Here is a 23,771-nt window from a genome sequence, read left to right as displayed (position 1 = left end):
TCAGTCCTTTCCCAGGCGTGTCCGCAGACTCGCCATCGCCTTGCTGCTCTGGCTCTTCACGGTGCCGCACGAGATGCCGAGCGCGTTCGCGATCTCGGCTTCGGAGAGGTTCTCGTAGTAGCGCAGCACGATCACCGCGCGCTGCCGCGGCGGCAGTTCGCGCAGTGCTTGCCAGAGCGGTTCGTTTTCGAGCCTGCTCAGCTCGGGAGCCACGGCACCGCTGTCAGGGAGGTCCGCGACGAGGCTCTCGCGGCGACGACGGCGCCAGATGCTGATGTGCGTGTTGGCCATGGCCCTGCGGACGTACGCGAGCGGGTCGTCACCCTTTCGCTGCACCGACATCCAGCGTGAACCGACCTTCTCCAGCACGGACTGCACGAGGTCGGCCGCGTCGTGCGGGTTTCCGGTCAGGGCGTGTCCATAACGCAGAAGTCCGGGCATGGACATGCGCACGAACTCCGCGAAATCCCCCACGGCTTCTGCTCTTCCCCCGCCGCGTTCGGCGGCCGACTCCAGCTGCAGCACCGCCGTCACGGAAACGCCCCCTCCCCGAAGCGACAACTGGCTCCGGGAAGGTCACGCTCGGGTGCGCGAAACGGTTGCCCTACTTAATCACAGAACGGCAACGGCTTCCGGCAGAACGAACGAACCGTCCTGCTCACAGGGGAAGGCGTGCACCTCGGCGACGGCCTGCACCGGAATCGGCCCGTACACGTGCGGGAACCACAGCGGCGAGTCCGCCACCGCCTCCCACCTGACCGGCACGCCGAGCAGCTTCGGATCGATCACGAGCAACAGCAGCCCGCTCTGCCCGTGGAAGAACTTGCCGGCCGTCACGTGCACGACGCCCCGGTCGGAGCAGTGCACGAACTCCTCGCCCACCGGCGAGATCGAACCGGCCGACTGGGCCGCAGCCCAGTCGGCCGTCGAGATGATGTGCAGCAGCACTTATCCACAGCCCCTTGTGGACAACCCTGTGGACAGAGTCATCGGAGCGTGATCTGACGGCCCCGCAGGCCGTCACGGGCCCGGCGCTCGGCGTCGGTCAGCGGCTCGTCGGACGCCAGCGCCTCCAGCAAACGCTTGCCCAGCGTCTCGGCCGGCTCCGCCCACTCGCGCGCGTGCATCTCGCGGTCGAGGTCCCAGACCGGCACGAGCAGGCCGTGCGCGCGGAACGAACCGGCATAGCGGGAGCCTTCGCCGAGGTCCAGCTCACCGCGGGCGGCCAGGCGCGCCATCGCGGGCACCAGCTTCTCCTCCGGCTCGGGACGGACCCAGCGCAGGTGCGCCTTGTCGCCCGCGTCCACCCAGTACGCGGCCTTCACGCCGGGAGCGTCGAGGCGCTCGGTCGGCAGGATCGCCGCGTTCGCGCGCTCGAGTGACAGCGCCACCTCACCGGTCGGCTCGGTGCCCTCCGGCATCCACCACACGAAGTCGCTGTGCAGCTCCGGCGTGATCTCGGCCTCGGGGTCGAGCAGGTCCTGCAGGCGGCCGGGGTTCTCGCCGTTGTCGGGGCCGACGACCGGCAGCACGTCACCGGTCCTGGCCTGCTGCGCCCACTGCAGCGCGCGAGCCAGGTCGCGGCTGATGTCGCCGGACCGCGTCTGCACCTGCAGGCCGATGAACGGCACGTCGTCGCCGCGGATCAGACCGGCGGCCGCCATCGGCAGCACCGTGGCCAGCGTGACCTCGCGACCGTCCTTGACCGGCAGCTTGGCGATCGCGGACGGCACGAACTCGCGCAACGCGATCAGCTCGCACTCGGCGGCCAGGCCCTCGAACGGCCGGGAAACGATCACGTCGGTCGCGCCGCCGGGCGCGCCGTGACAGGCCTTGTAGCGCTTGCCGGACCCGCACGGACAGGGCTGCTTCGGGTTGATCCCGTCCTTGGGTGCGTCCTTGACCGCGGTCCGCTTGGCCACCTTGGCCCTCCTCGTGTTCAGGCTTGGTCAGGTCGCCAAGTTAGCCGTCAGCAGGCGGCGGGTGTTCGCCGGGGCGTTCGTCGCGAGGTAGCGGACCCCCAGGTCACGGCACAGCGCGACGTCCTCCGCGCTGTCCACCGTCCACACGTACGTCTCGTGCCCCGCCCGGCGCGCCCGATCGACGTAACCGGGGTCGTTGCGCAGAACGTGCACACCGGGCCCGGTGTAGTCGGCGAACGACGGCAGCGCGCCACTGCGGTACCGGCCGAGGCGGTCGAGCAGCAGCACCGTGCGGATGTCCGGCGCCTGGTCGCGGAACGCCTTCACGGCAGTGGGCGAGAACGACATCATGACGATCTGGCTGTCGAGCTTGTGCCTCTTGAGTGCCTCGACGAGCTTGCGTTCGATCTCGTTGCGGTAACGGACCGGGTGCTTCGTCTCGATGAAGAGCTGCACGTTCGAGCCCTTGACCAGCTCCAGCAGCTGGTCCAGCACGAGCAGCTCGGCCGGCTGGCCATGACGGTGCCAGCTGCCGTAGTCGTGCTTCTTCAGCTCTTCCAGCGTGAGCGCACTGACCGTGCCACGGGCGTTGGACGTGCGGGTGAGCGTGCGGTCGTGCACACACACGATCTCACCGTCCTTGGAGAGGCGGATGTCGCACTCGAGTCCGTCCGCACCCTCCTTCAAAGCCAGCTCGTAGGCGCCGATGGTGTGCTCGGGACGGTCGGTGGACGCGCCACGGTGCGCGACGATCGATGGCAGCTGCACAACCCCGAACGATAGTTCGTAGGCAACAATTTGAGGCATCAATCAAATGGACGTGGACGAAACGCGGATCGCGACTTACCGTCCCGCCTTGTGACGTTCGACCAGCGTGATCCCGCGTTCATCGCCGACCCGTACCCGGCCTTCGCCGCCCTGCGCGAAGCCGGTGAGGTGCATCACCATGAGCAGATGGGCGTCGCGGTCGCCGTCTCGCACGCCGCCTGTTCCGCCGTGCTGCGGCACCGCTCGCTCGGCCGGATCTGGTCGGACGTGAAGCCGGTGGAGCAGTTCATGGCGTTCAACCTGCTGCACCGCAACTCGCTGCTGGAGAACGAACCGCCCACGCACACCCGCCTGCGCCGACTGGTCGCCGCCGCGTTCGGCCGCGGTCACGTCGAGCGCCTGCGCCCGTGGGTCGCCGACCTGGCCGACCGGCTGGTCGACGAACTGGTCGCGAAGATCGACGACCAGGGCCAGGGCGACCTGCTCGCCCACGTCGCCGCGCCACTTCCGGTCGAGGTGATCGCCGAGCTGCTCGGCGTCCCCGGCCAGGACCGCTACCTGCTGCAGCCGTGGTCGAACGCCATCGTGAAGATGTACGAGTACGGCCTGCCCGCCGAGCAGCAGGAGGCCGCGGAACGCGCCGCTGCGGAGTTCGTCGCCTACCTGCGCGAACTGATCGCGCTGCGCCGCAAGACCCCCGGCTCTGACCTCGTCTCCGACCTGGTCGCCGTCACCGACACCGACGGCGCCAGGCTGACCGAGGACGAACTCGTCGCCACCGCCGTGCTCCTGCTGATGGCGGGCCACGAGGCCACGGTCAACGTCATCGGCAACGGCGTCTACGCCCTGATGTGCCACCGCTCGCAGTGGGAACGCCTCTCGCCCGATCTCATGCCCACGGCTGTCGAGGAGCTCATCCGCTTCGACTCGCCGTTGCAGCTCTTCGAACGCACCGCCACCGAACGCGTCGAGATCGCCGGCCACGTCGTCGAGCCGGGCGAGAAGATCGCCGCGCTGCTCGGTGCGGCCGCGCGCGACCCGCTGGTCTTCGAGAACCCGGACACGCTCGACGTCGGCCGCGAGAAGAACCAGCACCTCGGGTTCGGCATGGGCATCCACTACTGCCTGGGTGCGCCGCTGGCCCGCATCGAGGTGGAGGCGGCGCTGTCCTCGTTGCACCGCAAGCTGCCCGGTGCCGTGCTGGCCGAGGAACCGAACCGGCGCGCGGAGTTCGTGATCCGCGGCCTGCACTCGCTCCCGCTCGGCGCGGAGTAGCTATCGCTTGGGATAGCGCTTGGGGAGCTTGAGACCCCGTTCCTTCATGACGGTGCGCAAGCGGTCCGGGTAGTCGGTGATGATGCCGTCCACGCCGTCGTCGATCAGCTTGTGCATCGTCGCCGGGTCGTTCACCGTCCACGGGATCACCTTCAGCCCGTGGCGCTGAGCGTCAGCGACGAGTTCCTTCGTGGTGAAGGGAACGTAGTTCGGGTCGCCGACCTTGCCGTTCTGCGGATTGCCGTGAACCGGCGACAAAGCCTTGGCGCCGAAGGACTTCACGGCGCGGGCGACGCTGCCGCCGAAGTCGTCCAGGTTCAGTCCACCCGTCCACGGCGAGCCGGGACGCAGGAACTCCGGCTGCGTCAGCGCCACCAACGGGACGCGCGGCTCGACCTCGCGCAGCCGCATCAACGTGCCCCAGTCGAACGACTGGATCGTCACGTTGGGCAGGAAGCCCGAACGCCGGATCTCACGGACTGCGCGCTGCACGAACTGCTCACGCGGTGCGGTCTCGTACGGTGCGGCGGCCTCGACCTTGGTCTCGATGTTGAAGCGGATGCCCCACGCGCGGTGCTTGCGCGCCAGGTCGAACAGCTCGGCGAGCGTGGGCATGCGGGCGCCGGGCGAGAGCTCCTGGTCCGGGTACTGCGACCACCGCGTGCTGCCGCAGTCGAGGGTGCGGACCTGGGCGAACGTCAGGTCCTTCACGTACTTGCCCGCGTAGGGGAACTCGGGATCACCTGCGAACGCAGGCTTGGTGTCGAGGCACTTCGCCGGGTTCGTCCTGCGGTCGTGGGTGATGACCTCACGGCCGTCCCTGGTGATCTGGAGGTCGAGTTCCAGCGTCGTGACGCCGAGTTCGAGCGCCTTGCCGAACGCCTTGACCGTGCTCTCCACCGTGAGACCGATGCCGCCGCGGTGGGCCTGCAGGTCGAAGTCCCTGTGGTGGTTCGCCTCAGCTGCCGACGGTGTGGCCATTGCGATCACCAGAGCCCCGACGAGTGTCCGCATCCACCCAACCTGGCACTCGCGCGGCGTGGCGGGAAGGTCCTGACGTACGAACGTCGCCTGAACAGATTCAGCGGGGCGAGCCGGAGGCGCGGACCGAACGAAGTGGCGGTTCCGGCGCGTCCTTCACCTCGACGACGCGCATCAGCCGGACGGACGCGGCGTCCACCGGCAGCATCAGGGTGGTGATGCGGCGGATGACCAGCGCACCGGCCACCAGCGCGCCGACGAGCACCAGGTTGGCGACCGTGTGCACGAGGATGGCGTCGGCCTGGGACTGGATGCTGTCGCCGACGATCCGCCACAGCCAGGTGATCACGACCATCAGGTACGACGCCGCCCACAGGCCCCACCACCAGAGCAGGAGCTTGGAGGGGCGGGGACGTTCGTCGGCCGGGCGGCGGGCGACGGCGTGCTCGAGCTCGGCCATCACCGAGCCGGGCACGACGAGGTTCACGCCGGGCACCAGGAGACTGAGCAGGGCGGAGCGGCCGGAGCGGGAAGGGCCGTAGCCCACGATGGTGGCGGCGACCTTGCGGGCGCGGTGGACCCACAACGCGCCGAAGAGCAACGCCAGCTGCCAGCCGAACATCAGGATGATCTCGGAGGTCAGGACCATCGCGTCGGAGGTGGCGACGACGTTCGGGGAGAGCGCGCCGTACCGGCTCAGCGCGAGCAGGACGTAGCGCCAGATCTCGGAGCCCGCTGCCCACAGCGCGAGCCCTGCGACGAGCCAGAGGGTGTTCTGCGCGGTCTTGCCCAGCCTGCGCACACCGTCGACCGAGTCGGCCTGCTCGACGGTGCCGGCCACGGCCGTCGGCCAGCGCCACGCCAGCAGCGGGAAGCCCCAGCGCGGCGGGACCGGGTAGTTCGGCGGGCCACCGTAGGACAACCGCTGCGACCGGCGCGAAGGCTGCGGGTACGCACCGGATGGCGGCGTCGCCACCCAGTCCACACGCATCGGCTGCAACGGCTGCACGATCAGATGACCTCGGGTTCCATGCCGTCGACGCCGCCTTCGAGAGGACGGCCGTGAGCGTCCCAGTGCTGCATGCCGCCCTCGACGTTGACGGCCTCCCAGCCGTTCTCGTTGAGGTACTGGGTCACGCGGGCGGAACGGCCACCGGCCCGGCACACGACGTAGAGCTGCACGTCGTTCGGCACCTCGTCGAGCCGGGCACCGATCTCGCTCATGGGGATGTGCAGCGCGCCGGGCGCATGGCCGGCGTCCCACTCGTCCTGCTCGCGCACGTCCAGCAGGACGGCGCCCTCCGGCAGCACGGCGGGAACGTCAGCGATCTCCACGCTTGGAACAGTCACGCCCTAGATGTTGCCATGCCGGAGGTTGCACGGACGTGAACCTCCGGCACGGCACACCCTCAGGCCACCCCCGCGATGGCGGGCCCGAGCCTCGCGAACTGCTCCTCGGTCAACGGCAACGTGGCCCGGCCGGCCCCGAAACGTTCCCAGGAACCCGGCTGCTTCGGGTCAGGGCGCACGTCCGGGCTGCCGTAGTTGCGCAGTTCGACCCGCACGAACAGACCGTCCTTGCGAAACACCTCCAGCACCTGCTTGAGCGACTGGAACGGCTCGTACGGCCGCACGCTGTGCAGCTGCATGACCGTGCCATCGGCGCTGGACAGCCGCCTGGCCGGTTCGCAGTCGCCGGTCGCCCAGAGCATGTCGTCCGCATGAAACTGCGGGGTACCGGCGAACCTGCCGGCGGAGATGCTGATGCTGCCGGTCCCGCCGGAGTCCGTCACGTCGAACTCGATGGCGTCGCGAATGGAGTTGCCCGGCGCGTTGCTGATGGTCATCTCCGGCAACTCCCGCCGCACCACATCGATCAACCCGTCGACGGACTTGGCGGACAGCTCCTCTGTGCCGAGCCCGAACACCTCGATGGGTTCCCTCGAGTTGCACAGCGGAATCTGCAGCACTTGGCGACCGGCGGGCGGAGGCGCGCTCGTCGCCGGCTGCCAGGTGCGGTAGGGCTGCTGGGCCGGTGTGTTGACCCGTGGCCAGCTCAGCGAGTGCTCCACGGTGGCGGGACCGTTCGGCTGGTCCGCCGGCGTGGAGTCCGGGGCGGCGTGGTTCAGCGTCGTGGCACCGATGCCGATGCCGGCGACCACCGCCACCACACCGAGCATCGCGCCCGCGCGCTGGGCGAACACCCGGCGTCGGCCGCGCTTGAGCACGTGGTCCAAGGTTGTCGTGGGAGGCGGGGCGGAGACGTCGAGAGCTCCGCGCAGCTTCTCTTCGATGTTCATCAAGCACACTCCGAGTTGACCGGCTCGCCGTACGCCTCGCGGAGCGTCGCCAAGCCTCTGGCTGTCTGGCTCTTGACGTTGCCCACCGAACAGCCCAGCTCAGCGGCCGTCTGCTCGATGGACAGGTCGTGCACGAACCTCAGCACGAGCGCGGCCCGCTGCTTCGGGGGCACCTGCCGCAACGCCGCGTGCAACCGGGCGTCGGGATCGTCGTAATCACCGTCGACCCCGTGCTCGGGCAGGTCGGCGACCGGGTCCTCGCGACGACGGCGCCTGCTGTCGAGGAACAACCGCGTCACGATGGTGCGGACGTAGCCCACCGCCGTTTCGCGCCTGATGCTCGGCCACTTCGCGTACGCCTTCACGAATGCGTTCTGCGCGAGCTCTTCCGCCTCCGACCAGTCGCCGCACAGCGCGTAGGCCGTACGTCGTGCCCAGTCGAATCTGCTCGTGAAGAACTCCGAGAACTCCTCGTCTCGTCGCACTCCGGTCCCCCAAGCTCGTGCTGTGTACGCGTTCAATACGCGGTCAGCGTCAGCAGGGTTGCACGCACGAAAAACGGGCCGCCCCGCAGGGACGGCCCGTTCTTCGAAGGTGAAGCGGTCAGTGCGCGATGGCCTTCTCGGCGCCCGCACCGGTGAGGGAGCGGACCTCCATCTCGGCCTGCTTGATCGGGTCGGCCTTCTCCTTGGAGAGGATCGTGCCGACGTAGCCGAGCAGGAACGCGACCGGGATCGACACGATGCCGGGGTTCGACAACGGGAAGAGCGCGAAGTCGGCGTTCTTGAACATCGACGTCGGCTGGCCGGAGACCGCGGGCGACAGGACGATCAGGGTGATCGTCACGATCAGACCGCCGTAGATGCTCCACAGCGCGCCCGAGGTGTTGAACCTCTTCCAGAACAGCGAGTAGAGGATCGTCGGCAGGTTGGCGGAGGCCGCGACCGCGAACGCCAGCGCCACGAGGAACGCGATGTTCTGGCCGTTGGCGATGATGCCACCGACGATCGACACGATGCCGATCACGATCGCGGTCAGGCGGGCGACCTTGACCTCGGAGTCCTTGTCCTCCGCCTGGCCCTTCTTGATGATGTTGGCGTAGATGTCGTGCGCGAACGACGCCGACGCCGTGATCGTCAAGCCGGCCACGACCGCGAGGATCGTCGCGAACGCCACCGCCGCGATCAGGCCGAGCAGGATCGGACCACCGAGCTCCAGTGCGAGCAGCGGAGCAGCCGAGTTCGCCTTGCCGGGCGCCGCGTTGATCTTGTCCGGACCGACCAGCGCACCGGCGCCGTAGCCGAGGACCAGCGTGAACAGGTAGAAGATGCCGATCAGCCAAATGGCCCACACGACCGAGCGACGGGCTTCCTTCGCGGTCGGCACGGTGTAGAAGCGCATCAGGATGTGCGGCAGACCCGCGGTGCCGAGCACCAGGGCGAGGGCCAGCGACAGGAAGTCGAGCTTCGTCGTGCCGTTCTTGCCGTACGCGAGCCCGGGGCCGAGCAGCTTCTCGCCGGCCTTCGGCGCGTTGTCGACCGCGGCACCGAGGACGGAGGAGGAGGTTGAAGCCGTACTTGCCGAGCACCCAGAGGGTCATGATGCCCGCACCGGCGATCAGCAGGACCGCCTTGATGATCTGCACCCAGGTGGTGCCCTTCATACCGCCGATGAGGACGTAGGCGATCATCAGGGCGCCGACCACGGCGATGACGAGAGCCTGGCCGCCGGTGCCCGTGATGCCGAGCAGCAGAGCGACGAGACCACCGGCACCGGCCATCTGGGCCAGCAGGTAGAAGAACGAGACGGCCATCGTCGACGTGGCGGCCGCCGCGCGGACCGGACGCTGACGCATCCGGAAGCTCAGCACGTCGCCCATCGTGTACTTGCCGGTGTTGCGCAGCAGTTCGGCGACCAGCAGCAGCGCGATGAGCCACGCCACGAGGAAGCCGATCGAGTACAGGAAGCCGTCGTAGCCGTTGAGGGCGATGGCGCCCGCGATGCCGAGGAACGACGCGGCGGAGAGGTAGTCACCAGCGATCGCGACGCCGTTCTGGGGGCCGGTGAACGCGCGGCCGGCGGCCAGGTAATCGGCAGCGGTCTTCGTGTTGCGGCTCGCCCGGATGACCACGAACAGCGTGACCAGGACGAAGACACCGAAGATGCTGATGTTGAGGATCGGGCTGCCGTTGTTCACTTGCCGTCTCCCTCGATCTCACCGCGGAGCTTCTCCGCCAACGGGTCGAGGTGCTTGTTGGCGTGCCGCACGTACAACGTCGTGATCACGAACGTCGACACGAACTGCAGCAGACCGAAGATCAACCCGACGTTGATGTTGCCGATCACCTTGGTGGACATGAAGCCGTGCGCGTAGTCCGCGAGCAGCACGTACAGCAGGTACCACGCGAGGAACAGCCCGGAGACCGGGAACACGAACTTGCGCAGCCGGTGCTTCAGCTGGGCGAAGTCCTCACTTGCTTGTACGTCGACCCACTTCTGCGCATCGGGGCCCGACTCGCTCGGGGTGTGCTCGACAGTGCTCACAGTCCCCTCCTCGCCGTACTCGTCGTAGGTGCCAGCAACGTGACGTGCACGTAGTGCCTCCAGGTGCGGTCCGTTCTTGGTCAGGAACCGTATGGAGACTTGAGTCACTCAGGTAAGACCCCGTTCGTGCCCATGCGCCCAGCAGTCGGGTGATGCGACGAACGGTCAGTATGCGTAGACGAACAGCACTCTGCGTGACGGGATTCACCGTTCACCGATTCGAGTGACCAATTTTCACCCATTTGAAACGTTGACCACTCACCGTGTCCGACCAGCTCCCCTGCGCTTGTCCTCGTCCATCCTGGCCTTCTCCTCGGCCGTGCCGAAGCGTGCGATGTCGCGGTCGCGGATGAAACCGAGCGGGTCGGGAGCGTGCAGTCGCAGCAGGATCTGGTTGACGTCCGCCGGAGCGCGTCTGCGGGTCGCCTTGCTGACCACGATCATGGTCGTGAACGCGATCGGCACCGTGATCAGCGCTGGTTGGCTGATGACGGCGGGCGCCCAGCGACCGGTGTAGGAGCTGATCACGCTGATCACCTGCGCGGTGATCACCATGCCGCCGCCGCCGACGAGACCGCACACGGCGCCGACCCACGTGAGGCCGCGCCACCAGATTCCGAGCACCAGCAACGGGCAGAACGTCGACGCGGCGAGCGCGAACGACATGGCCACGGTGAGTGACGCATCGGAGCGCGGAAGCAGCAGAGCAAGACCGATCGCGACGAGTCCGGTGAACACGGTCGCCCACCGGAAGTCACGAACCTTGCCCGGCATGATGTCCGTCGAGACCACGCCGGCGACCGACACGACGAGCCCGGACGAGGTCGACAGGAACGCCGCGAACGCACCGGCGGCGACGATCGCGCCGAGGATCTGACCGCCCAGGTTCGGCACCATCGTCTCCGGCAGCATCAGCACCGCGGCGTCGGTCTTCCCGTTCACCAGCAGTTGCGGCAGGTAGAGCCGGGACAGCACCCCGAGCACCGTCGGGAAGATGTAGAAGAGGCCGAGCAGGTAGAGCACGTGCAGCGCGGTCCGGCGGGCCGCCTTGCCGTCCGGGTTGGTGTAGAAGCGGACCAGGACGTGCGGCAGGCCCATCGTGCCGAGGAACGTCGCGAAGATCAGCGAGTACGTCTTGAGCAGGTCGGAGATGCCGCCGGTCTGCGGCCGGATCCAGTCGTGGTTGTTCGTGGGCGAGCCCTCGACCACCGGCACCGGGCTGCCGGCGGCGAACTCCATGACCGTGCCGGGGCTGAGCTCGTAGACACCGCGCCCCCAGAACACCGGCCCGTCCGCGTTCCTGCCGTCGATCTCGCCGTGCACCTTCAACGTGAGCGGCTCGTCGACCCTGACCTTGATCACCTGCTCGGCCACGGTGATCGTCTCGGCCTTGGGGAACCTGACCACGCCCTCGTCGCTGATCGGCTGCGTGCCGCGGTCCGGCGAGGCGAGGAACACCACGAAGAGCACGAACGTCGGCGCGGCGATCGCGAAGAGCTTGCCCCAGTACTGGAAAGCCTGCACCAGCGTGATCGCGCGCATGCCGCCGCCGAGCACGTTGATCACCACGATGACCGTGACGATCAGGCCGCCGAACCACGCGGGCAGGCCGGTGATCGTGGTCAGCGTCAGACCGGCGGACTGCAGTTGCGGCACCAGGTACAGCACGCCGATGCAGACCACGAAGAACGTGCTGAAGTGCCGCACGTTCGCCGACCCGAGCCTGGCCTCCGCGAAGTCGGGCAACGTGTAGGCGCCCGACCTCCTCAGCGGCGCGGCCACGAACAGCAGCAACGCCAGATACCCCGCGGTGAAGCCGATCGGGTACCAGAGCGCGTCGATGCCGTCCTTGAGCACGAGCCCGGCCACACCGAGGAACGACGCGGCGGACAGGTACTCGCCAGAGATCGCGGCGGCGTTGCGGGTGGCGGGGATCGCGCGGCGCGCCACCAGGAAGTCCGGGGTGGTGTTGGCCTTGCGCGACCCGACGTAACCGAGGAGGAACGTCACGAGCGCCATGGCGAGGATGGCGGCAAGGCTCCAGATCGTGGCGTTCACGTCAGCGGTCGACCATGTTCACGAAGTCGCGCTCGTGCCGTTCGGCCTTCCGGCGGAACACCCAGCCGACCCCGTAGAGGATGGGGAAGGGCGCGAGACCGAGCACGAGCCAGGGAATGGGGATGCCGAGGATCTTCAGGTCCCCGATCTGAGGGAACAGGTAGAAGGTGATCGGCAGCAGGCACATTCCGATCAGGACCGCGAACGCGAGCCCGAACGCGGACTTCAGCTGCTGCTTGATGAGGTCGCGCACCAGCTTCTCGCCGACGCTGGTCTGCTCCTCAAGCTCGATGATCGTGCGCAGTGCCTTGCCACGCGACTTCGTGGAGTCCGCGAGCACGACCCTGCGCCTGCGTGGTTTGCGGGCCTGCTCACCGAGCCAGGCCTCGCGGGCGGCCTGCTCGGGCTTTCCCGCGTCGTGCCTGCTCACCAGCCGCTCTTCGGCGGTCGCACGATCCGTTCCTTGAGCTCCTTGGTGTGCCGGCGGCTGACCGGGAGCTCCTTGGCGCCCTCACCGGTGCCGATGACCACCGCGTAGCCGTTCGCCGTCATCCGCAGCTCGCTGACCAACGGCAGCGCGACCAGGTACGACCGGTGGATGCGCACGAACCCCGCGTTGGCCCAGCGTTCCTCCAGCTGCGCGAGCGGGATGCGCACCAGATGGCTGCCGTCCTGGGTGTGCAGGCGGGCGTAGTCACCCTGCGCCTCGACGTACCGCACAGATGCCCGCGGCACGAGCTTGATGGTGCCGCCGAGTTCGACGGGGATGACCTCGTCGTCGCTCTGATCGGCAGCGGTCGCGGGCGAGACCGGGGTCGGCGCCTGCGGTGCCGACGTGCGGCCCACGCGGTCCGCGACCCGGGAGATGGCCTTGAGGACGCGCTCTTCGTTGATCGGCTTGTTGATGAAGTCGAGCGCGCCGACGTCGAACGCCGTGACGAGCGCGTCGCGTTCCTCCACACCCGTCACGAAGACGAGGGCGGGCGGATACCTGAACGCGCTGAGCACCCGCGCGAGATCCATGCCCGAAAGCCCGGGCATGTTGATGTCGGCGAACACCGCGTCGACCGGCGGCAGGCCGGCCTTGGTCCTCGCCATGACCTCCTGCTCGTAGTCGCCCCTCAGGATGCGCAGTGCCTCGGCGGCGTCGAAAGCCGTGAGGACGCGCCGGATGTGGGGGCTGCTCTCGAGCAGGTACTTGATCTCGCTCAGGCCAGGAGCCTCGTCATCGACTGCGAGGACGAGGAGACCGGCGTTGTCTTGGGTACTCACTGTGTCGGGCATCTTGCCCATCAATGTGCGATCATGTCTACGTCATGCGTTGACTCGACACGCCCGGTGAAACCGAACTGATGCTCACAGCCCGAATCGGGACCAGCGAGCACGTTCCTCGAGGCTCGCGAGCACCTGCGTCACGAGATCGCCCGATCGGGTGGACGCGCCGGTCAGTCCGAGCTTGGCCAACAACGGCTTGCGTGGCTCGGCGACGGTCAGCTCGGCATCGGGAAAGCGCTTGGCGAGGACGCTCCGGATGGTGCCGATGCCGTCGACCAGACCGAGTTCCACGGCCTTGCTGCCGGTCCACACCTCACCGGCGAACAGCTCGTCGTCGGTCGCCTTGAGCTTGTTGTTCCTGCGCTCCTTGACCCACGCCTTGAACTGGTCGTGCAGATCGGCGTGCAGCCCCTTGAGCCACTCGACGTCCTCGGGCTTCTCGGCCTGGAACGGGTCGAGCCGCACCTTGTTCTCACCGGCGGTGTAGACGCGGCGCTCGACACCGGCCTTGTCCAGCAGCCCGTTGAGCCCGAAGCCCGCGCTGACGACGCCGATGGACCCCACGAGGCTCGTGCCGTGCGCGTAGATCTCGTCGCCGGCGCACGCCAGCCAGTAGCCGCCGCTCGCCGCCACGTCCTCGCAGAACGCGAGCACCGGCACGTGCTTCTTGTTGGCGAGCTCGCGAATCCGCTCGGCGATGAGAGCGGACTGCGTCGGCGCACCACCGGGCGAGTTGATGAGCAGTGCCACGGCGATCAGGCGCTCGTTGTCGAACGCGCGGTTGATCGCCGTCTCGACGTTCTGGAGGCTGATCGTGTTGCGCGCGACCGGCGAGGACTGCGGGGTGATCACCCCGTGCAACCGCACCGCAGCGACGACCGGTGGCCGCTCACCCCGGTCCATGACCCTCGGGAGACGGGCCGCGATCTTGTCCGTGACGCTCATGTACTCGACAGTACGTGCGTTTCGCGGCCACGCGGGAGCCCAACTGCGCTGTCGGTTGCTCCCGCGTGACGTTGAACACGTGTTGTCCGGTTAGCATCGGGGGGTGACGTTCAACCCCATCCGCTGGCTCGAACGGTACGTCGAGTGGTGGGACGACCGGGGCAGGCAGAACGCCGCCGGGCCGACGCCGATGCACATCTACTGGATGTGGGTGAGCTGGAGCGTGTGCGCCGTCGTGCTGATCACGACTCTGGCGGTTGCAGCACGCTGACCTGCGGTGCCGTGGTGCTTCAGCTCAGCACTTGCAGCTGTTGTAACCCTTCGCGGTGCACTTGATGCAGACGCGGACGCGCTCGGGTGCTTGTTGTTCGTGCAATGGATGATGCCCTTAACTCGCGGCCGGCCTCGACCCTTGGAAGTGCCGGCTGTTCATTGGTCAACACCACAATCGGCAGGTTCGACCGTCGGGTTGAGGATGGTTGACCGCTCAACTTTGACGAAAGCCCTCAGCGCCCGCCGTTGGACCTCCACGCGAGGTCAGCCGGACAGCGTCGTCGCTGAGTCAGGCCTGAGTCAGGCGCGGATCGCCGGCTGCTCGTTCGTCATCGGCTCGTCGGTGAGCTGCGACCCCAGGTTCAGGTTCGGCAGCACGTTCCGCGCGAACTTCGGCACCTTCAGGATCACCTTGGTACCCGCGTTGGGCGCCGTCTCCACGACCAATGCGTACTCGGCGCCGAACACCGTCCGCATCCGGTCGTTGATGTTGCCGATGCCGACGTGCGCGCCCGTCTGGTGGGCGTCCTTGATGTCGTCGAGCCGGTCCGGGTCCATGCCGACGCCGTCGTCCTCGACACTGATCAGCGCCTCGTTGCCGTTGTCCTCAGCGGTGATCGTCAGCATGCCGCCGCCGGGCTTCTTGGCCAGGCCGTGCCGGACCGCGTTCTCGACCAGGGGCTGGAGCACCAGGAACGGGAGGACGACCTGCAGGACCTCGGGGGCGATCCGCAGCCGGACGTTCAGGCGGGAGCCGTAGCGGGCCTGTTCGATGGTCAGGTAGCGGTGGATGTTCGTCAGCTCGTCGGCCAGCGTCGTGAACAGGCCGTCGGTGCGGAACGAGTCGCGCGTGAACTCGGCGAACTCCTGCAGCAGCTCGCGGGCGTGCGAGGGGTCCGTGCGGATGAGCGACGAGATCGTGTTCAGGGCGTTGTAGACGAAGTGCGGCGAGATCTGGGCTCGCAGGGCCTTCACCTCGGCCTGGGCGAGGGCCTGCCGTTGCTTCTGGACCACCTCGAGCTCGAGCTGCGTCGAGACGAAGCGGGCGGTTTCCTCGGCCATGCGGATCTGGCGCTTCGAGGCAACACCCGAGACGACGATCAGGGTGCCGGCCACGTCGCCCTCGACAACCAGCGGAACTACAACAACGCTGTGCAGGGAGCACGGGCCCTGCAGCTCGCAGCCGAGTTTGCGGTGGTCGACGTGTTCCTTGTGGCAGTTGTTGATGGCACGGGCGACCGTGTCGCGGAGGTACTCGTAGTGGTCGTTCGCGCCGCCGTCCCACGACAGGACAGTGCCCTCTTCGTCGGTGATGGCGACCGCGACGCACCGCAGCATCTCGCGCAGGTGCGGGGTGGCCTTGTCGGCGGCCTCCTGGGTCAAGCCCGCGCGAAGGTCGCTCGACGCCTTGGACATGCGGTCGAGCATGTCCATCACAGCATCCTCGACGGAGGTGCTGACTCGTCGAGCGCGGCACAGCATCACGAAGAGGCCCAGCACGGCCAGGGTCGCGATGACACCGAGCACGGCGCGCTCGGTCAACAGGTCGCCCACAGGGCACATGCTGTGCTGTGGGGCGCCCCGATAGCAAGAGGCGCGCCCGGCGTACCCCCGTACGGTCCACCGATCCGGGTAGACATCCGATGATTTTGGGGAGAGGGTGTGCGCGTGAAAGTGGCCCTGTTCGCAACCTGCCTGACCGACACGTTCTTCCCGTCGACGGCGCGTGCCGTGGTGCGCCTGCTGGAGCGGCTCGGCTGTTCGGTGGAGTTCCCGCTCGATCAGACGTGCTGCGGGCAGATGCACTTCAACACCGGCTACCGGGACCACGCGAAGCCTCTGGCGCGCAAGTACACCGACGTGTTCAAGGGTTACGACTTCGTGGTTGCGCCGTCCGGGTCATGCGCGGGCATGGTGCGGGAGATCCATCCCACGCTGGGTGAGTCTCCGCCGCGGACGTTCGAGCTCGCGGAGTTCCTCGTGGACGTGCTCGGCGTGACGGACGTGGGGGCGTGGTTCCCCCACCGGGTCACCTATCACCCCACCTGTCACTCGCTGCGCATGCTGGGCGTCGGCGACAAGCCGATGGCGCTGCTCAGGGCGGTCAAGGGACTCGATCTGGTGGAGTTGCCGGACTCGACGCAGTGCTGCGGCTTCGGCGGCACGTTCGCGATCAAGAACACCGAGACGTCCACGGCGATGCTCGCCGACAAGATGCGCTGCGTGCTCGACACCGGTGCCGAGGTGCTGAGCGCCGGTGACAACTCCTGCCTCATGCACATCGGTGGTGGCCTGTCACGGCTGCGCGCGGGCGTCCGGCCGGTGCACCTGGCGGAGATCCTGGCTTCGACGGAGGAGGACCCGTGGCGCGCAACCCCGTGACGTGGCTCGGCAGCCCGACGTTCCCCAAGGCCGCGCACAAAGCGCTCGCCGACACCCAGCTGCGGCAGAACCTCCGCAAGGCGACCGGGACCATCCGGGCAAGACGAGCCGCGGCCGTCATCGAGATGAACGACTGGGAGCAGCTCCGCGTCGCCGGCGAGCAGATCAAGGACGACGTGCTGGCGCGCCTCGACACGCTGCTCGTCCAGCTCGAGGAGTCGGTCACGGCGAGAGGCGGTGTCGTCCACTGGGCACGGGACGCCGCCGAGGCGAACCAGATCGTGCTCGACCTCTGTCGCGAGGAGAACGCGAACGAGGTCGTCAAGGTCAAGTCCATGGCGACGGCAGAGATCGGGCTCAACGAAGCCCTCGAAGCCGGTGGCGTCCACGCGATCGAAACCGACCTGGCCGAGCTGATCGTGCAGCTCGGCGACGACCGGCCGTCGCACATCCTGGTGCCCGCGATCCACCGCAACCGCTCGGAGATCCGCGAAATCTTCCAGCGCCGCATGGGGGTCGAGGTGTCGGACGAGCCCGCGGACCTCGCCGAGGCGGCACGGGTCTACCTGCGCCAGAAGTTCCTCACCACCAAGGTCGCGGTGTCCGGCGCGAACTTCGCCGTCGCCGACACCGGGTCGATCGTGGTGCTGGAGTCCGAGGGCAACGGCCGGATGTGCCTGACGCTGCCGGAAACCCTGATCACCGTGATGGGCATCGAGAAGCTCGTGCCGACGTGGCAGGACCTGGAGGTCTTCCTCCAGCTGTTGCCCCGGTCGTCCACCGCGGAACGGATGAACCCGTACACGAGCGTGTGGACCGGCGTGACGCCCGGCGACGGCCCGCAGAAGTTCCACCTGGTGCTGATCGACAACGGCCGCACCGCGACGCTCGAGGATTCCATCGGGCGCCAAGCACTCAGGTGCATCCGGTGTTCGGCGTGCCTCAACGTCTGCCCGGTCTACGAACGCACCGGCGGCCAGTCGTACGGCTCGGTCTACCCCGGTCCCATCGGAGCGATCCTGACGCCGCAACTGGTCGGGGACATGCACGACCCGCAGGCGGCGTCACTCCCTTACGCCTCTTCACTTTGCGGCGCGTGCTTCGAGGTCTGCCCGGTGCGGATCGACATCCCGTCGGTCCTCACGCACCTGCGCGCGGAAGTCGTCGAAGCGAAGGGCCGCACGGCGGAGTCCATCGCGATGGCGGCCGCCGCGTGGATGTTCAGGGAGGCCTCGCGCTACGAGAAGGCGCAGAAAGCCGGTGCTCTCGCCAGGTTCCTGGCCAGGGACGGGCGGATCACGTCGTTGCCCTGGCCGGGTTCGAAGTGGACGTCCTCACGCGACGTACCCGCACCTCCGGCCGAGTCGTTCCGCTCCTGGTGGAGGAAGAACCGTGGCTAGCGCACGCGAAGAGATCCTGGCGCGCATCAGGAACGCGAAGGTCCCGGCGGCCCCGCAGGTCGTCCGCGGCTACAACCGCAAGGGGCCCGGCGGCGTCGAGATGTTCGCCGAACGGGTCGCCGACTACCGCGCGATCGTGCACACCGTGTCCAGCGTGCCCGAGGCGCTGGCGCCGCTCAAAGGCAAGCGGATCGTTGCGCCGCAAGGTGTTCCGCAAGAGTGGCTGATCGACGGCGTCACGTGGCTGCACGAGCCGTTGTCGATCGAGGACCTGGACCGGGCGGACGGCGTGCTGACCGGGTGCGCGGTGGCGATCGCCGACACCGGCACGATCGTCCTCGACGGCGGGGAGGCGCAGGGCAGGAGGGCACTCACCCTTCTCCCCGACTACCACCTGTGCGTGGTGCGCGCGGACCAGATCGCCGCGTCGGTGCCGGAAGCTCTGGAACGGCTGGAGTCCACGCGGCCGTTGACGTTCATCAGCGGTCCGTCCGCGACGAGCGACATCGAGCTCAATCGGGTGGAGGGTGTCCACGGCCCCCGCACCCTGGAAGTGCTGATCGTCACTTGAGCAGGCGGGACAACCGGCGGTCGGCCAACGGCTTACCGCCGGTCTGGCAAGTGGGGCAGTACTGGAACGCCTTGTCCGCGAACGACACCTCACGAACCGTGTCGCCGCAGACGGGACACGGCAGCCCGGTGCGCGCATGCACCCGCAGGCCCGACCGCTTCTCACCCTTGAGCCGCGCGGCGTCCTGACCGACGGACCGCGCCACGGCGTCGGTCAACGTGCTGATCATGGCCTCGTGCAGGCGGTCGAGCTGCTCGGAGTTGAGCTTCCCCGCCGTCGCGTACGGCGACAACCGGGCCATGTGCATGATCTCGTCCGAGTAGGCGTTGCCGATGCCCGCGATCAGGCTTTGCTCCGTCAGCGCCGTCTTCAGCCGCTCGGTGCGCTTGTCCAGCAGGTCTTCCAGCTGCGTTCGGGTGATCCCCAGCGCATCGGGGCCCAGCCTGGCGACGCTCGCGATGGTCTTCGGGTCGCGCACGATCCACGCCGCGAGCCCCTTTTTCGTACCGGCTTCCGTCAGGTCGAACCCAGGCCCCTGCCCCGGCGGCCCGAGGTGCACGCGCAACGCCAGCGGACCGCGGCCCTGCTTCGGCGGCGGCGCGGACATGGTGTCGGCCCAGCGCAGCCACCCGGCTCTGGCGAGGTGAACGACCAGGTGGAGGCCGTCGGCAACTTCCAGATCGAGGTGCTTGCCGTGCCGGTGCGCGGCCACGACCTCCTGGCCGTGCAGCGCCGTCCACGGCGGGTCGAACGTCTTGAGCACCTGCAGTGACGCCACGTCGACGCGGTGCACGGTTCGGCCCACCGCGTTCTCACGCAGGTGGTGGACCAGTGCTTCTACCTCGGGTAGCTCGGGCACCGGTCCAGTGTCGCATCAGTCGACGGGTTGCAGCGGGCCCTCGACGTCGGGCAGCGAGTGCATCTCGATCGTGCGGGCGACCCGCGCGGCCTCCTGGCGCACCGCGAGCGGGCCCCTGACCTGGCCGATCCACCGCTCGGGTGGCAGCTCGTCGGCGGTGGCCTTGCTCTCCGCGACCAGCGTGTGCGGCCGGCGCAGCGCCCAGCGGACCGGGAAGAACGCGAACAGCAAGACCAGCGCGAGGATGAGCCACGCGGGCACGACCACCTGCTCCGGTGTCCACGCGATCAGCACGACGGTCATGACGACCAGCATCCCGGCCATCATGATGCCCGGCAGGGCGCCACCGCTGACGTCGTGCTCGAAGTCGTCGGATTCCACCGGGTTGCGCCACTCGATCCGGCTGTGGACCGTCCACATCCGCCCGTCGGCACCGCGCACCAGCCGCGTCATGTACCCGTCTCCCACGCTCGGTCGGTCTTGGTCAAACCGTACCTGGCGCGAGGCGAGCCTTGTGGGTGAACTCAGCCGTCCTTGATCGTCACCGTCAGTTCTCGACGGCCGGCCTCGGGTAGAGCGTGATCGTCGTGGTCGTGGTTTGCGGCGGCGGTGGCGGCGGACACGGGTCAGAGGGCTCCTCTGACGTCGAGGGCGCCGAGTTCAGCGACTTCACGTCCCGCGAGGTGGTGACGACCGCGTTGCTCACCTCTGAAGAGACGGACGACGACCCGGTGACCGGCAACGCCCGCTCGACCGGCGGCTCCCGGCGCTGCTCGCTGGCCGGCGGCGGCGCGTAGGAGGTCGTCTTGCGCACGGTCTCCTGATGGCGCTGTCCGGCACCGGGGTTGACCACGTTCTCGCGCACCTTCTCCGGCTGCTGAGCCTGCTGCGGCGGTGGCGCGACCACGAGCTCCTTGCTGTGCCCTGAGCTGGCAGAACCCGACGTGATCATGGCGATCACCGGCTTCTGGTCCGGCTGCAGCACCGCGACGCCCGGCCCGCCGTCGAACACCGCGGCCATCGTCCCGAACAGGCCGATGGTCGCCACGCTCGCGGCGGCGAAGGCCATCTTCGCCTTGCTGATCAGCATGTTCCCGGCGAACGCGAGGCCGAGCGTGGACGGCACGATCAGGAACGCCGCGTTGGCGCGCAGCGTCGCGCAGACCTCGTTCAGCTCGGTGTGGAGCTGTGCGCAGGACGAACAGGTGTCCAGGTGGGCGCGGATCCGGCGTTCCTCGACGCCCTGGACCCCACCCGCGGTGTAGGTACCGAGCTTCGACCGGATCGCCGCACACGACGAACGTCCGTCGTCAGCGGCGAGGTGCGCCTGCAGATACGCCGCACGCAGTCCCTCACGCGCGCGGCGGGCCAACGCCGACATGGCGTTGGGCGAGAGTCCGAAGTGCGGTGCCACGGTGGCTGGGCGCTCGCCCTCCACCTCGACGCGCCACAGCACGACCCGCCAGCGTTCCGGCAGGCTGGAGAAGGCTCTGGTGATCAGGTTGTGCTCGGCCCGGCGGTTCGCGTTGTCGCCCACGGGCTCGACGCGACGACCGAGCTCCTCGTCCTCGACAGGGACGTCACGCCGCCTGCCGCTCCACTCCCACGCCACGCGGCGAGCCACGGTCAGCAGGTAGGTGCGGACGTGGTCCGTGGGACCGCTGCCGCGCCTGATCGCCTGCAGCATCCGGAAGAACGCCTCTGCGGTGAGATCGTCGGCTTCGGCCGCCTCGCGGACGTGCCTGAGTGAGAAACGGCGGATCGCGTCCGCGTGCCGGGAGAACAGTTCGCCGTAGGCCGAGTCGTCTCCCTCGCGCACCCTGGCGAGCAGGTCCCGGTCGACCTCGTTCTCGTCGACCATCACGGGTTCAACATGCCACAAGGGGCCAGAACTGCTCCTGGTCGAGAACAGGTCGATATACAAGACCATCCGTTCGTAGTGGGCTGATCAGCGCAACGCATTCGGTGACGAGACGGTCACATGTGGGCGTCGGGCCGTCGGACGAAGAAGATCCAGCGACTATCGTCACGGCCGTGGTGGATTGGCGGGAACGGGCTTCGGCACTCGTGCCGGAACTTCGTGCTGTCGCCGAGACCGAGGAGTGGTCCTGCCACGTCTTCTTCTCCGAGCTGTCTCAGTTGGCGATGGAAGCGCACCGCGAGCAGGACGACGACGTGCTGCGCCGCGCGTACGGGTTCGCACACTGGTGCTTCCACCAGCCGGAGCAGTTCCTGGAGAACGCCGCGTTGATCAGCTTCTACGAGCACGTGTTCGACGACTGGGATCTGCGCGAGGAGGTCGCGGCCTGGTTGCCGTGCGACGTGCTGCCCAAGGTCAGGGCGCTGTGGGAGTGGCGGTGGCCCAAGGAGCAGTTGGACGAGGTAGATCAGCTGCTGGCCGGTTTGCAGCCCCCCGGTCGAGATGCCGTTTGAGGCTGTTGTATAGTTGCTCCCGTAAGACGGTGCGGATGTAGCGCAGTTGGTAGCGCATCACCTTGCCAAGGTGAGGGTCGCGAGTTCGAGTCTCGTCATCCGCTCGCTGAAAGGCCGGAACCCAGTCGGGTTCCGGCCTTTTTCGTTCGGCAGACCGCGCCGGATCACAAGAGTTGCGTCAGCTGCCGGTCGACGCCCGGCCGCGCGCTGCGCCCGTCTCGGCCCGTGGTCCCGGGGTGATCGCCAGGCCCGCACGTGGAAAGGTGGTCATGTCCGCTCGGATCAACCGTTCGAGCTCGTGCGAGAAGGACTTGGAGACCATGGCAGTCACCCAATCGGCAAGCGCGCACTGGGAAGGCTCTCTCATCGAGGGCAAGGGCAACGTCAACCTCGACACGTCGAAGAGCGGCAGCTACGACATCGACTGGAAGGCGCGCGCCGAGGAGGCCGGTGCCAAGACCAGCCCCGAGGAGCTCATCGCGGCGGCGCACTCGTCGTGCTACTCGATGGCGCTCTCCCACGGCCTCACCGGCGCGGGTACGCCGCCCACCTCGATCGACACCAACGCCAAGGTGACGTTCGTGGCCGGTCAGGGCATCACGGCGATCCACCTGACCGTGCGCGCCAACGTACCCGGTCTCACGCAGGAGGCCTTCGTCGAGGCCGCCGAGGGCGCCAAGAAGAACTGCCCAGTGTCGAAGGCGCTCGCGGCCGTCGAGAACATCACGCTGGACGCCGCCCTGGTCTGAACCTCAACGCCGCGGGCCCGTGACTGATCAGGTGCCTGCGGTAACGCACGCCGCCGGGCTGCTCGGCCACCTCGGACGAACGGTCGAGCAGCTCTTCGGCGACGATCCGGCCTTCCAGCCGCGCGAGCTGGGCGCCGAGGCAGTGGTGTGGCCCGTACCCGAAGCCCAGGTGCGGGGGCACGGACGGCCTGCCGGGGTCGAAGTCCTCGGTGAACACGCGCGGGTCGCGGTTGCCGGCGGCGTAGTCGAGGAACAGGTGCTCGCCCTCGGCGATCTTCACGCCGGCCATGGTCACAGGACATGTCGCCGTGCGGAAGAAGCCGATGAACGGCGCGTCGAGCCGCACCACCTCCTCCACCACGCCTCCTAATCGGCGTTCGCGGCGGTCGAGGCGCAGCAGCATGCTGGACAGCAGGTTCGTGGTCGAGTCGGTACCGGCCACCACGACCGCCAGGCACAGCGACAGTCGTTCCTGTTCGGACAGCTGGCCGCCCTTGAACGTGTTCGAGCGCCCGAAGTAGGCGCAGAACTCGTTCATGGCGGCGAAGTACGACCCGAGGACCCGCTCGCTCACCTCCTCGCCGCTGGTCAGCTCCAGCACCGGCGCCACGAACTCGCGGAACAGCGGGAAGTCCTTCTCCGGCACGCCGAGCACGTCACCGACGACGCCCAGCGCGAACGGCGCGGCGAACTCGCTCACGAAGTCGGCCTCCTCCGGCAGTTCGCCGAGCTGGGCCCGTGCCCGTTCACGAATTGTGTCAGCCATTCGGCGCACGGCCGATGGGGTGAATTTCTGGTTCGCCGCCGCACGAATTCGGGCGTGCCTGGAACCGTCCGACGCGTTCAGCGACGACATCAATTCCAGCAATCGCCGCTGCTCCGGCGGGAGCAGTACCGCAACGGCCGCTACCTGCGGACCTGTCATGTTCCGGGAGGAGAACGTCACCGGATCAGCCAGTACTGCGCGCAGATCCGCATATGCGGTCACCCGCTGGGCGTTGATTCTCGGGTCGAATTCCATTGCGATATCTTGGCG

The 23,771-nt window shown here is 68.1% G+C and carries 27 protein-coding genes, 1 tRNA gene and 1 pseudogene; 8 read left to right on the top strand and 21 right to left on the bottom strand.

Translation table 11 applies throughout. The annotated features are described in order from the left end of the window. From ABFX45_RS01475 to ABFX45_RS01460, 4 genes are all read right to left on the bottom strand, one after another. Positions 1-525 (bottom strand): SigE family RNA polymerase sigma factor, encoded by a 525-nt coding sequence (locus ABFX45_RS01475; protein WP_267900049.1) that lies wholly within the window; start codon positions 523-525, stop codon positions 1-3. An 87-nt stretch (positions 526-612) separates the two neighbouring features. Continuing rightward, positions 613-948 carry a DUF952 domain-containing protein gene (locus tag ABFX45_RS01470; RefSeq protein WP_109630394.1) on the bottom strand — a complete coding sequence of 112 codons (336 nt, stop codon included), beginning with the start codon at positions 946-948 and terminating at the stop codon, positions 613-615. Positions 949-986: 38 nt separating this feature from the next. Beyond that, positions 987-1,922: a DUF5926 family protein gene (locus ABFX45_RS01465; protein ID WP_109630391.1), complete on the bottom strand. Its 936-nt coding sequence runs from the start codon at positions 1,920-1,922 to the stop codon at positions 987-989. 27 nt (positions 1,923-1,949) lie between these two features. Beyond that, positions 1,950-2,690, bottom strand: coding sequence for a glycerophosphodiester phosphodiesterase (locus ABFX45_RS01460; RefSeq protein ID WP_233439131.1), 741 nt, complete (start codon positions 2,688-2,690; stop codon positions 1,950-1,952). A 90-nt stretch (positions 2,691-2,780) separates the two neighbouring features. Between ABFX45_RS01460 and ABFX45_RS01455 the strand changes: the two genes are divergently transcribed. Continuing rightward, positions 2,781-3,965, top strand: coding sequence for a cytochrome P450 (locus ABFX45_RS01455; RefSeq protein ID WP_109630385.1), 1,185 nt, complete (start codon positions 2,781-2,783; stop codon positions 3,963-3,965). Here ABFX45_RS01455 and ABFX45_RS01450 read toward each other — a convergent pair whose 3' ends face one another. From ABFX45_RS01450 to ABFX45_RS01400, 11 genes and pseudogenes are all read right to left on the bottom strand, one after another. Continuing rightward, on the bottom strand, positions 3,966-4,979 hold the full coding sequence (locus ABFX45_RS01450; RefSeq protein WP_346126986.1) for a glycerophosphodiester phosphodiesterase: 1,014 nt from the start codon (positions 4,977-4,979) through the stop codon (positions 3,966-3,968). It abuts the gene before it with no gap. A 67-nt stretch (positions 4,980-5,046) separates the two neighbouring features. Further along, positions 5,047-5,955: a DUF4328 domain-containing protein gene (locus ABFX45_RS01445; RefSeq protein WP_233442006.1), complete on the bottom strand. Its 909-nt coding sequence runs from the start codon at positions 5,953-5,955 to the stop codon at positions 5,047-5,049. Positions 5,956-5,957: 2 nt separating this feature from the next. Beyond that, positions 5,958-6,296 carry a rhodanese-like domain-containing protein gene (locus tag ABFX45_RS01440; protein WP_233439129.1) on the bottom strand — a complete coding sequence of 113 codons (339 nt, stop codon included), beginning with the start codon at positions 6,294-6,296 and terminating at the stop codon, positions 5,958-5,960. Positions 6,297-6,355: 59 nt separating this feature from the next. After that, positions 6,356-7,246: a hypothetical protein gene (locus tag ABFX45_RS01435; RefSeq protein WP_346126983.1), complete on the bottom strand. Its 891-nt coding sequence runs from the start codon at positions 7,244-7,246 to the stop codon at positions 6,356-6,358. Next, positions 7,246-7,731, bottom strand: coding sequence for a SigE family RNA polymerase sigma factor (locus ABFX45_RS01430; RefSeq protein ID WP_109630373.1), 486 nt, complete (start codon positions 7,729-7,731; stop codon positions 7,246-7,248). The genes ABFX45_RS01435 and ABFX45_RS01430 overlap by 1 nt, the downstream gene beginning before the upstream one ends. 118 nt (positions 7,732-7,849) lie before the next feature. Then, positions 7,850-9,443, bottom strand: a pseudogene (locus ABFX45_RS01425) (solute symporter family protein). Next, positions 9,440-9,790 carry a DUF485 domain-containing protein gene (locus ABFX45_RS01420; protein ID WP_109630367.1) on the bottom strand — a complete coding sequence of 117 codons (351 nt, stop codon included), beginning with the start codon at positions 9,788-9,790 and terminating at the stop codon, positions 9,440-9,442. Before ABFX45_RS01420 ends, ABFX45_RS01425 begins: the two are co-directional and overlap by 4 nt. A gap of 258 nt (positions 9,791-10,048) precedes the next feature. After that, positions 10,049-11,848, bottom strand: coding sequence for a sodium/solute symporter (locus ABFX45_RS01415; protein WP_109630364.1), 1,800 nt, complete (start codon positions 11,846-11,848; stop codon positions 10,049-10,051). Between the two features lies 1 nt (position 11,849). Continuing rightward, positions 11,850-12,278 (bottom strand): hypothetical protein, encoded by a 429-nt coding sequence (locus tag ABFX45_RS01410; RefSeq protein ID WP_109630361.1) that lies wholly within the window; start codon positions 12,276-12,278, stop codon positions 11,850-11,852. Then, the gene (locus ABFX45_RS01405) at positions 12,275-13,141 is read right to left on the bottom strand and encodes a LytR/AlgR family response regulator transcription factor (protein ID WP_109630357.1); all 867 of its coding nucleotides are present in this window, start codon (positions 13,139-13,141) and stop codon (positions 12,275-12,277) included. Before ABFX45_RS01405 ends, ABFX45_RS01410 begins: the two co-directional genes overlap by 4 nt. A gap of 63 nt (positions 13,142-13,204) precedes the next feature. Beyond that, a complete protein-coding gene (locus ABFX45_RS01400) occupies positions 13,205-14,068 on the bottom strand; it encodes a S49 family peptidase (RefSeq protein WP_109630354.1) in 864 nt (287 codons plus the stop codon). A 103-nt stretch (positions 14,069-14,171) separates the two neighbouring features. On the opposite strand from ABFX45_RS01400, the gene ABFX45_RS01395 reads away from it, so the two are divergent. After that, on the top strand, positions 14,172-14,339 hold the full coding sequence (locus ABFX45_RS01395; protein WP_166048541.1) for a hypothetical protein: 168 nt from the start codon (positions 14,172-14,174) through the stop codon (positions 14,337-14,339). A 302-nt stretch (positions 14,340-14,641) separates the two neighbouring features. On the opposite strand, the gene ABFX45_RS01390 is transcribed toward ABFX45_RS01395, so the two are convergent. Next, entirely contained in the window at positions 14,642-15,904 is a 1,263-nt protein-coding gene (locus ABFX45_RS01390; protein ID WP_346126978.1) for a sensor histidine kinase, read from the bottom strand. Between the two features lie 111 nt (positions 15,905-16,015). Here ABFX45_RS01390 and ABFX45_RS01385 point away from each other — a divergent pair, with 111 nt between their 5' ends. The 3 genes from ABFX45_RS01385 to ABFX45_RS01375 are packed head-to-tail and all read left to right on the top strand — an operon-like array spanning position 16,016 to position 18,694. After that, positions 16,016-16,723: a (Fe-S)-binding protein gene (locus ABFX45_RS01385; protein ID WP_346127322.1), complete on the top strand. Its 708-nt coding sequence runs from the start codon at positions 16,016-16,018 to the stop codon at positions 16,721-16,723. Further along, on the top strand, positions 16,705-18,123 hold the full coding sequence (locus tag ABFX45_RS01380; RefSeq protein WP_109630345.1) for a LutB/LldF family L-lactate oxidation iron-sulfur protein: 1,419 nt from the start codon (positions 16,705-16,707) through the stop codon (positions 18,121-18,123). The genes ABFX45_RS01385 and ABFX45_RS01380 overlap by 19 nt, the downstream gene beginning before the upstream one ends. Beyond that, positions 18,116-18,694, top strand: coding sequence for a LutC/YkgG family protein (locus tag ABFX45_RS01375; protein WP_109630342.1), 579 nt, complete (start codon positions 18,116-18,118; stop codon positions 18,692-18,694). The genes ABFX45_RS01380 and ABFX45_RS01375 overlap by 8 nt, the downstream gene beginning before the upstream one ends. Here the strand turns inward: ABFX45_RS01375 and ABFX45_RS01370 are convergent. The 3 genes from ABFX45_RS01370 to ABFX45_RS01360 all read right to left on the bottom strand — a co-directional run bounded on the left by ABFX45_RS01370 (position 18,687) and on the right by ABFX45_RS01360 (position 21,414). Beyond that, on the bottom strand, positions 18,687-19,553 hold the full coding sequence (locus ABFX45_RS01370) for an Fpg/Nei family DNA glycosylase (RefSeq protein ID WP_112226381.1): 867 nt from the start codon (positions 19,551-19,553) through the stop codon (positions 18,687-18,689). The genes ABFX45_RS01375 and ABFX45_RS01370 overlap by 8 nt on opposite strands. Before the next feature lie 15 nt (positions 19,554-19,568). Continuing rightward, positions 19,569-20,006: a DUF983 domain-containing protein gene (locus ABFX45_RS01365; protein ID WP_109630336.1), complete on the bottom strand. Its 438-nt coding sequence runs from the start codon at positions 20,004-20,006 to the stop codon at positions 19,569-19,571. 94 nt (positions 20,007-20,100) lie between these two features. Then, positions 20,101-21,414, bottom strand: a complete 1,314-nt coding sequence (locus ABFX45_RS01360) for a sigma-70 family RNA polymerase sigma factor (RefSeq protein WP_109630333.1) — start codon at positions 21,412-21,414, stop codon at positions 20,101-20,103. A gap of 173 nt (positions 21,415-21,587) precedes the next feature. Here ABFX45_RS01360 and ABFX45_RS01355 point away from each other — a divergent pair, with 173 nt between their 5' ends. Continuing rightward, positions 21,588-21,986, top strand: coding sequence for a DUF7674 family protein (locus tag ABFX45_RS01355; protein ID WP_109632990.1), 399 nt, complete (start codon positions 21,588-21,590; stop codon positions 21,984-21,986). A 31-nt stretch (positions 21,987-22,017) separates the two neighbouring features. After that, positions 22,018-22,090 (top strand) — tRNA-Gly (locus ABFX45_RS01350). Between the two features lie 74 nt (positions 22,091-22,164). On the opposite strand, the gene ABFX45_RS01345 is transcribed toward ABFX45_RS01350, so the two are convergent. Further along, the gene (locus ABFX45_RS01345) at positions 22,165-22,308 is read right to left on the bottom strand and encodes a hypothetical protein (RefSeq protein WP_346126974.1); all 144 of its coding nucleotides are present in this window, start codon (positions 22,306-22,308) and stop codon (positions 22,165-22,167) included. Here ABFX45_RS01345 and ABFX45_RS01340 point away from each other — a divergent pair. Then, positions 22,307-22,735, top strand: coding sequence for an OsmC family peroxiredoxin (locus ABFX45_RS01340; RefSeq protein ID WP_346126972.1), 429 nt, complete (start codon positions 22,307-22,309; stop codon positions 22,733-22,735). The genes ABFX45_RS01345 and ABFX45_RS01340 overlap by 2 nt on opposite strands. Here the strand turns inward: ABFX45_RS01340 and ABFX45_RS01335 are convergent. Next, positions 22,710-23,501, bottom strand: coding sequence for a cytochrome P450 (locus ABFX45_RS01335; RefSeq protein WP_170154705.1), 792 nt, complete (start codon positions 23,499-23,501; stop codon positions 22,710-22,712). The two genes, ABFX45_RS01340 and ABFX45_RS01335, sit on opposite strands and share 26 nt — an antisense overlap. Between the last annotated feature and the right edge of the window lie 270 nt (positions 23,502-23,771).

It is taken from the genome of Lentzea roselyniae (assembly GCF_039537795.1).
Classification (GTDB): Bacteria; Actinomycetota; Actinomycetes; order Mycobacteriales; family Pseudonocardiaceae; genus Lentzea; species Lentzea atacamensis.
This window is presented reverse-complemented; position numbering and strand designations above follow the sequence as displayed.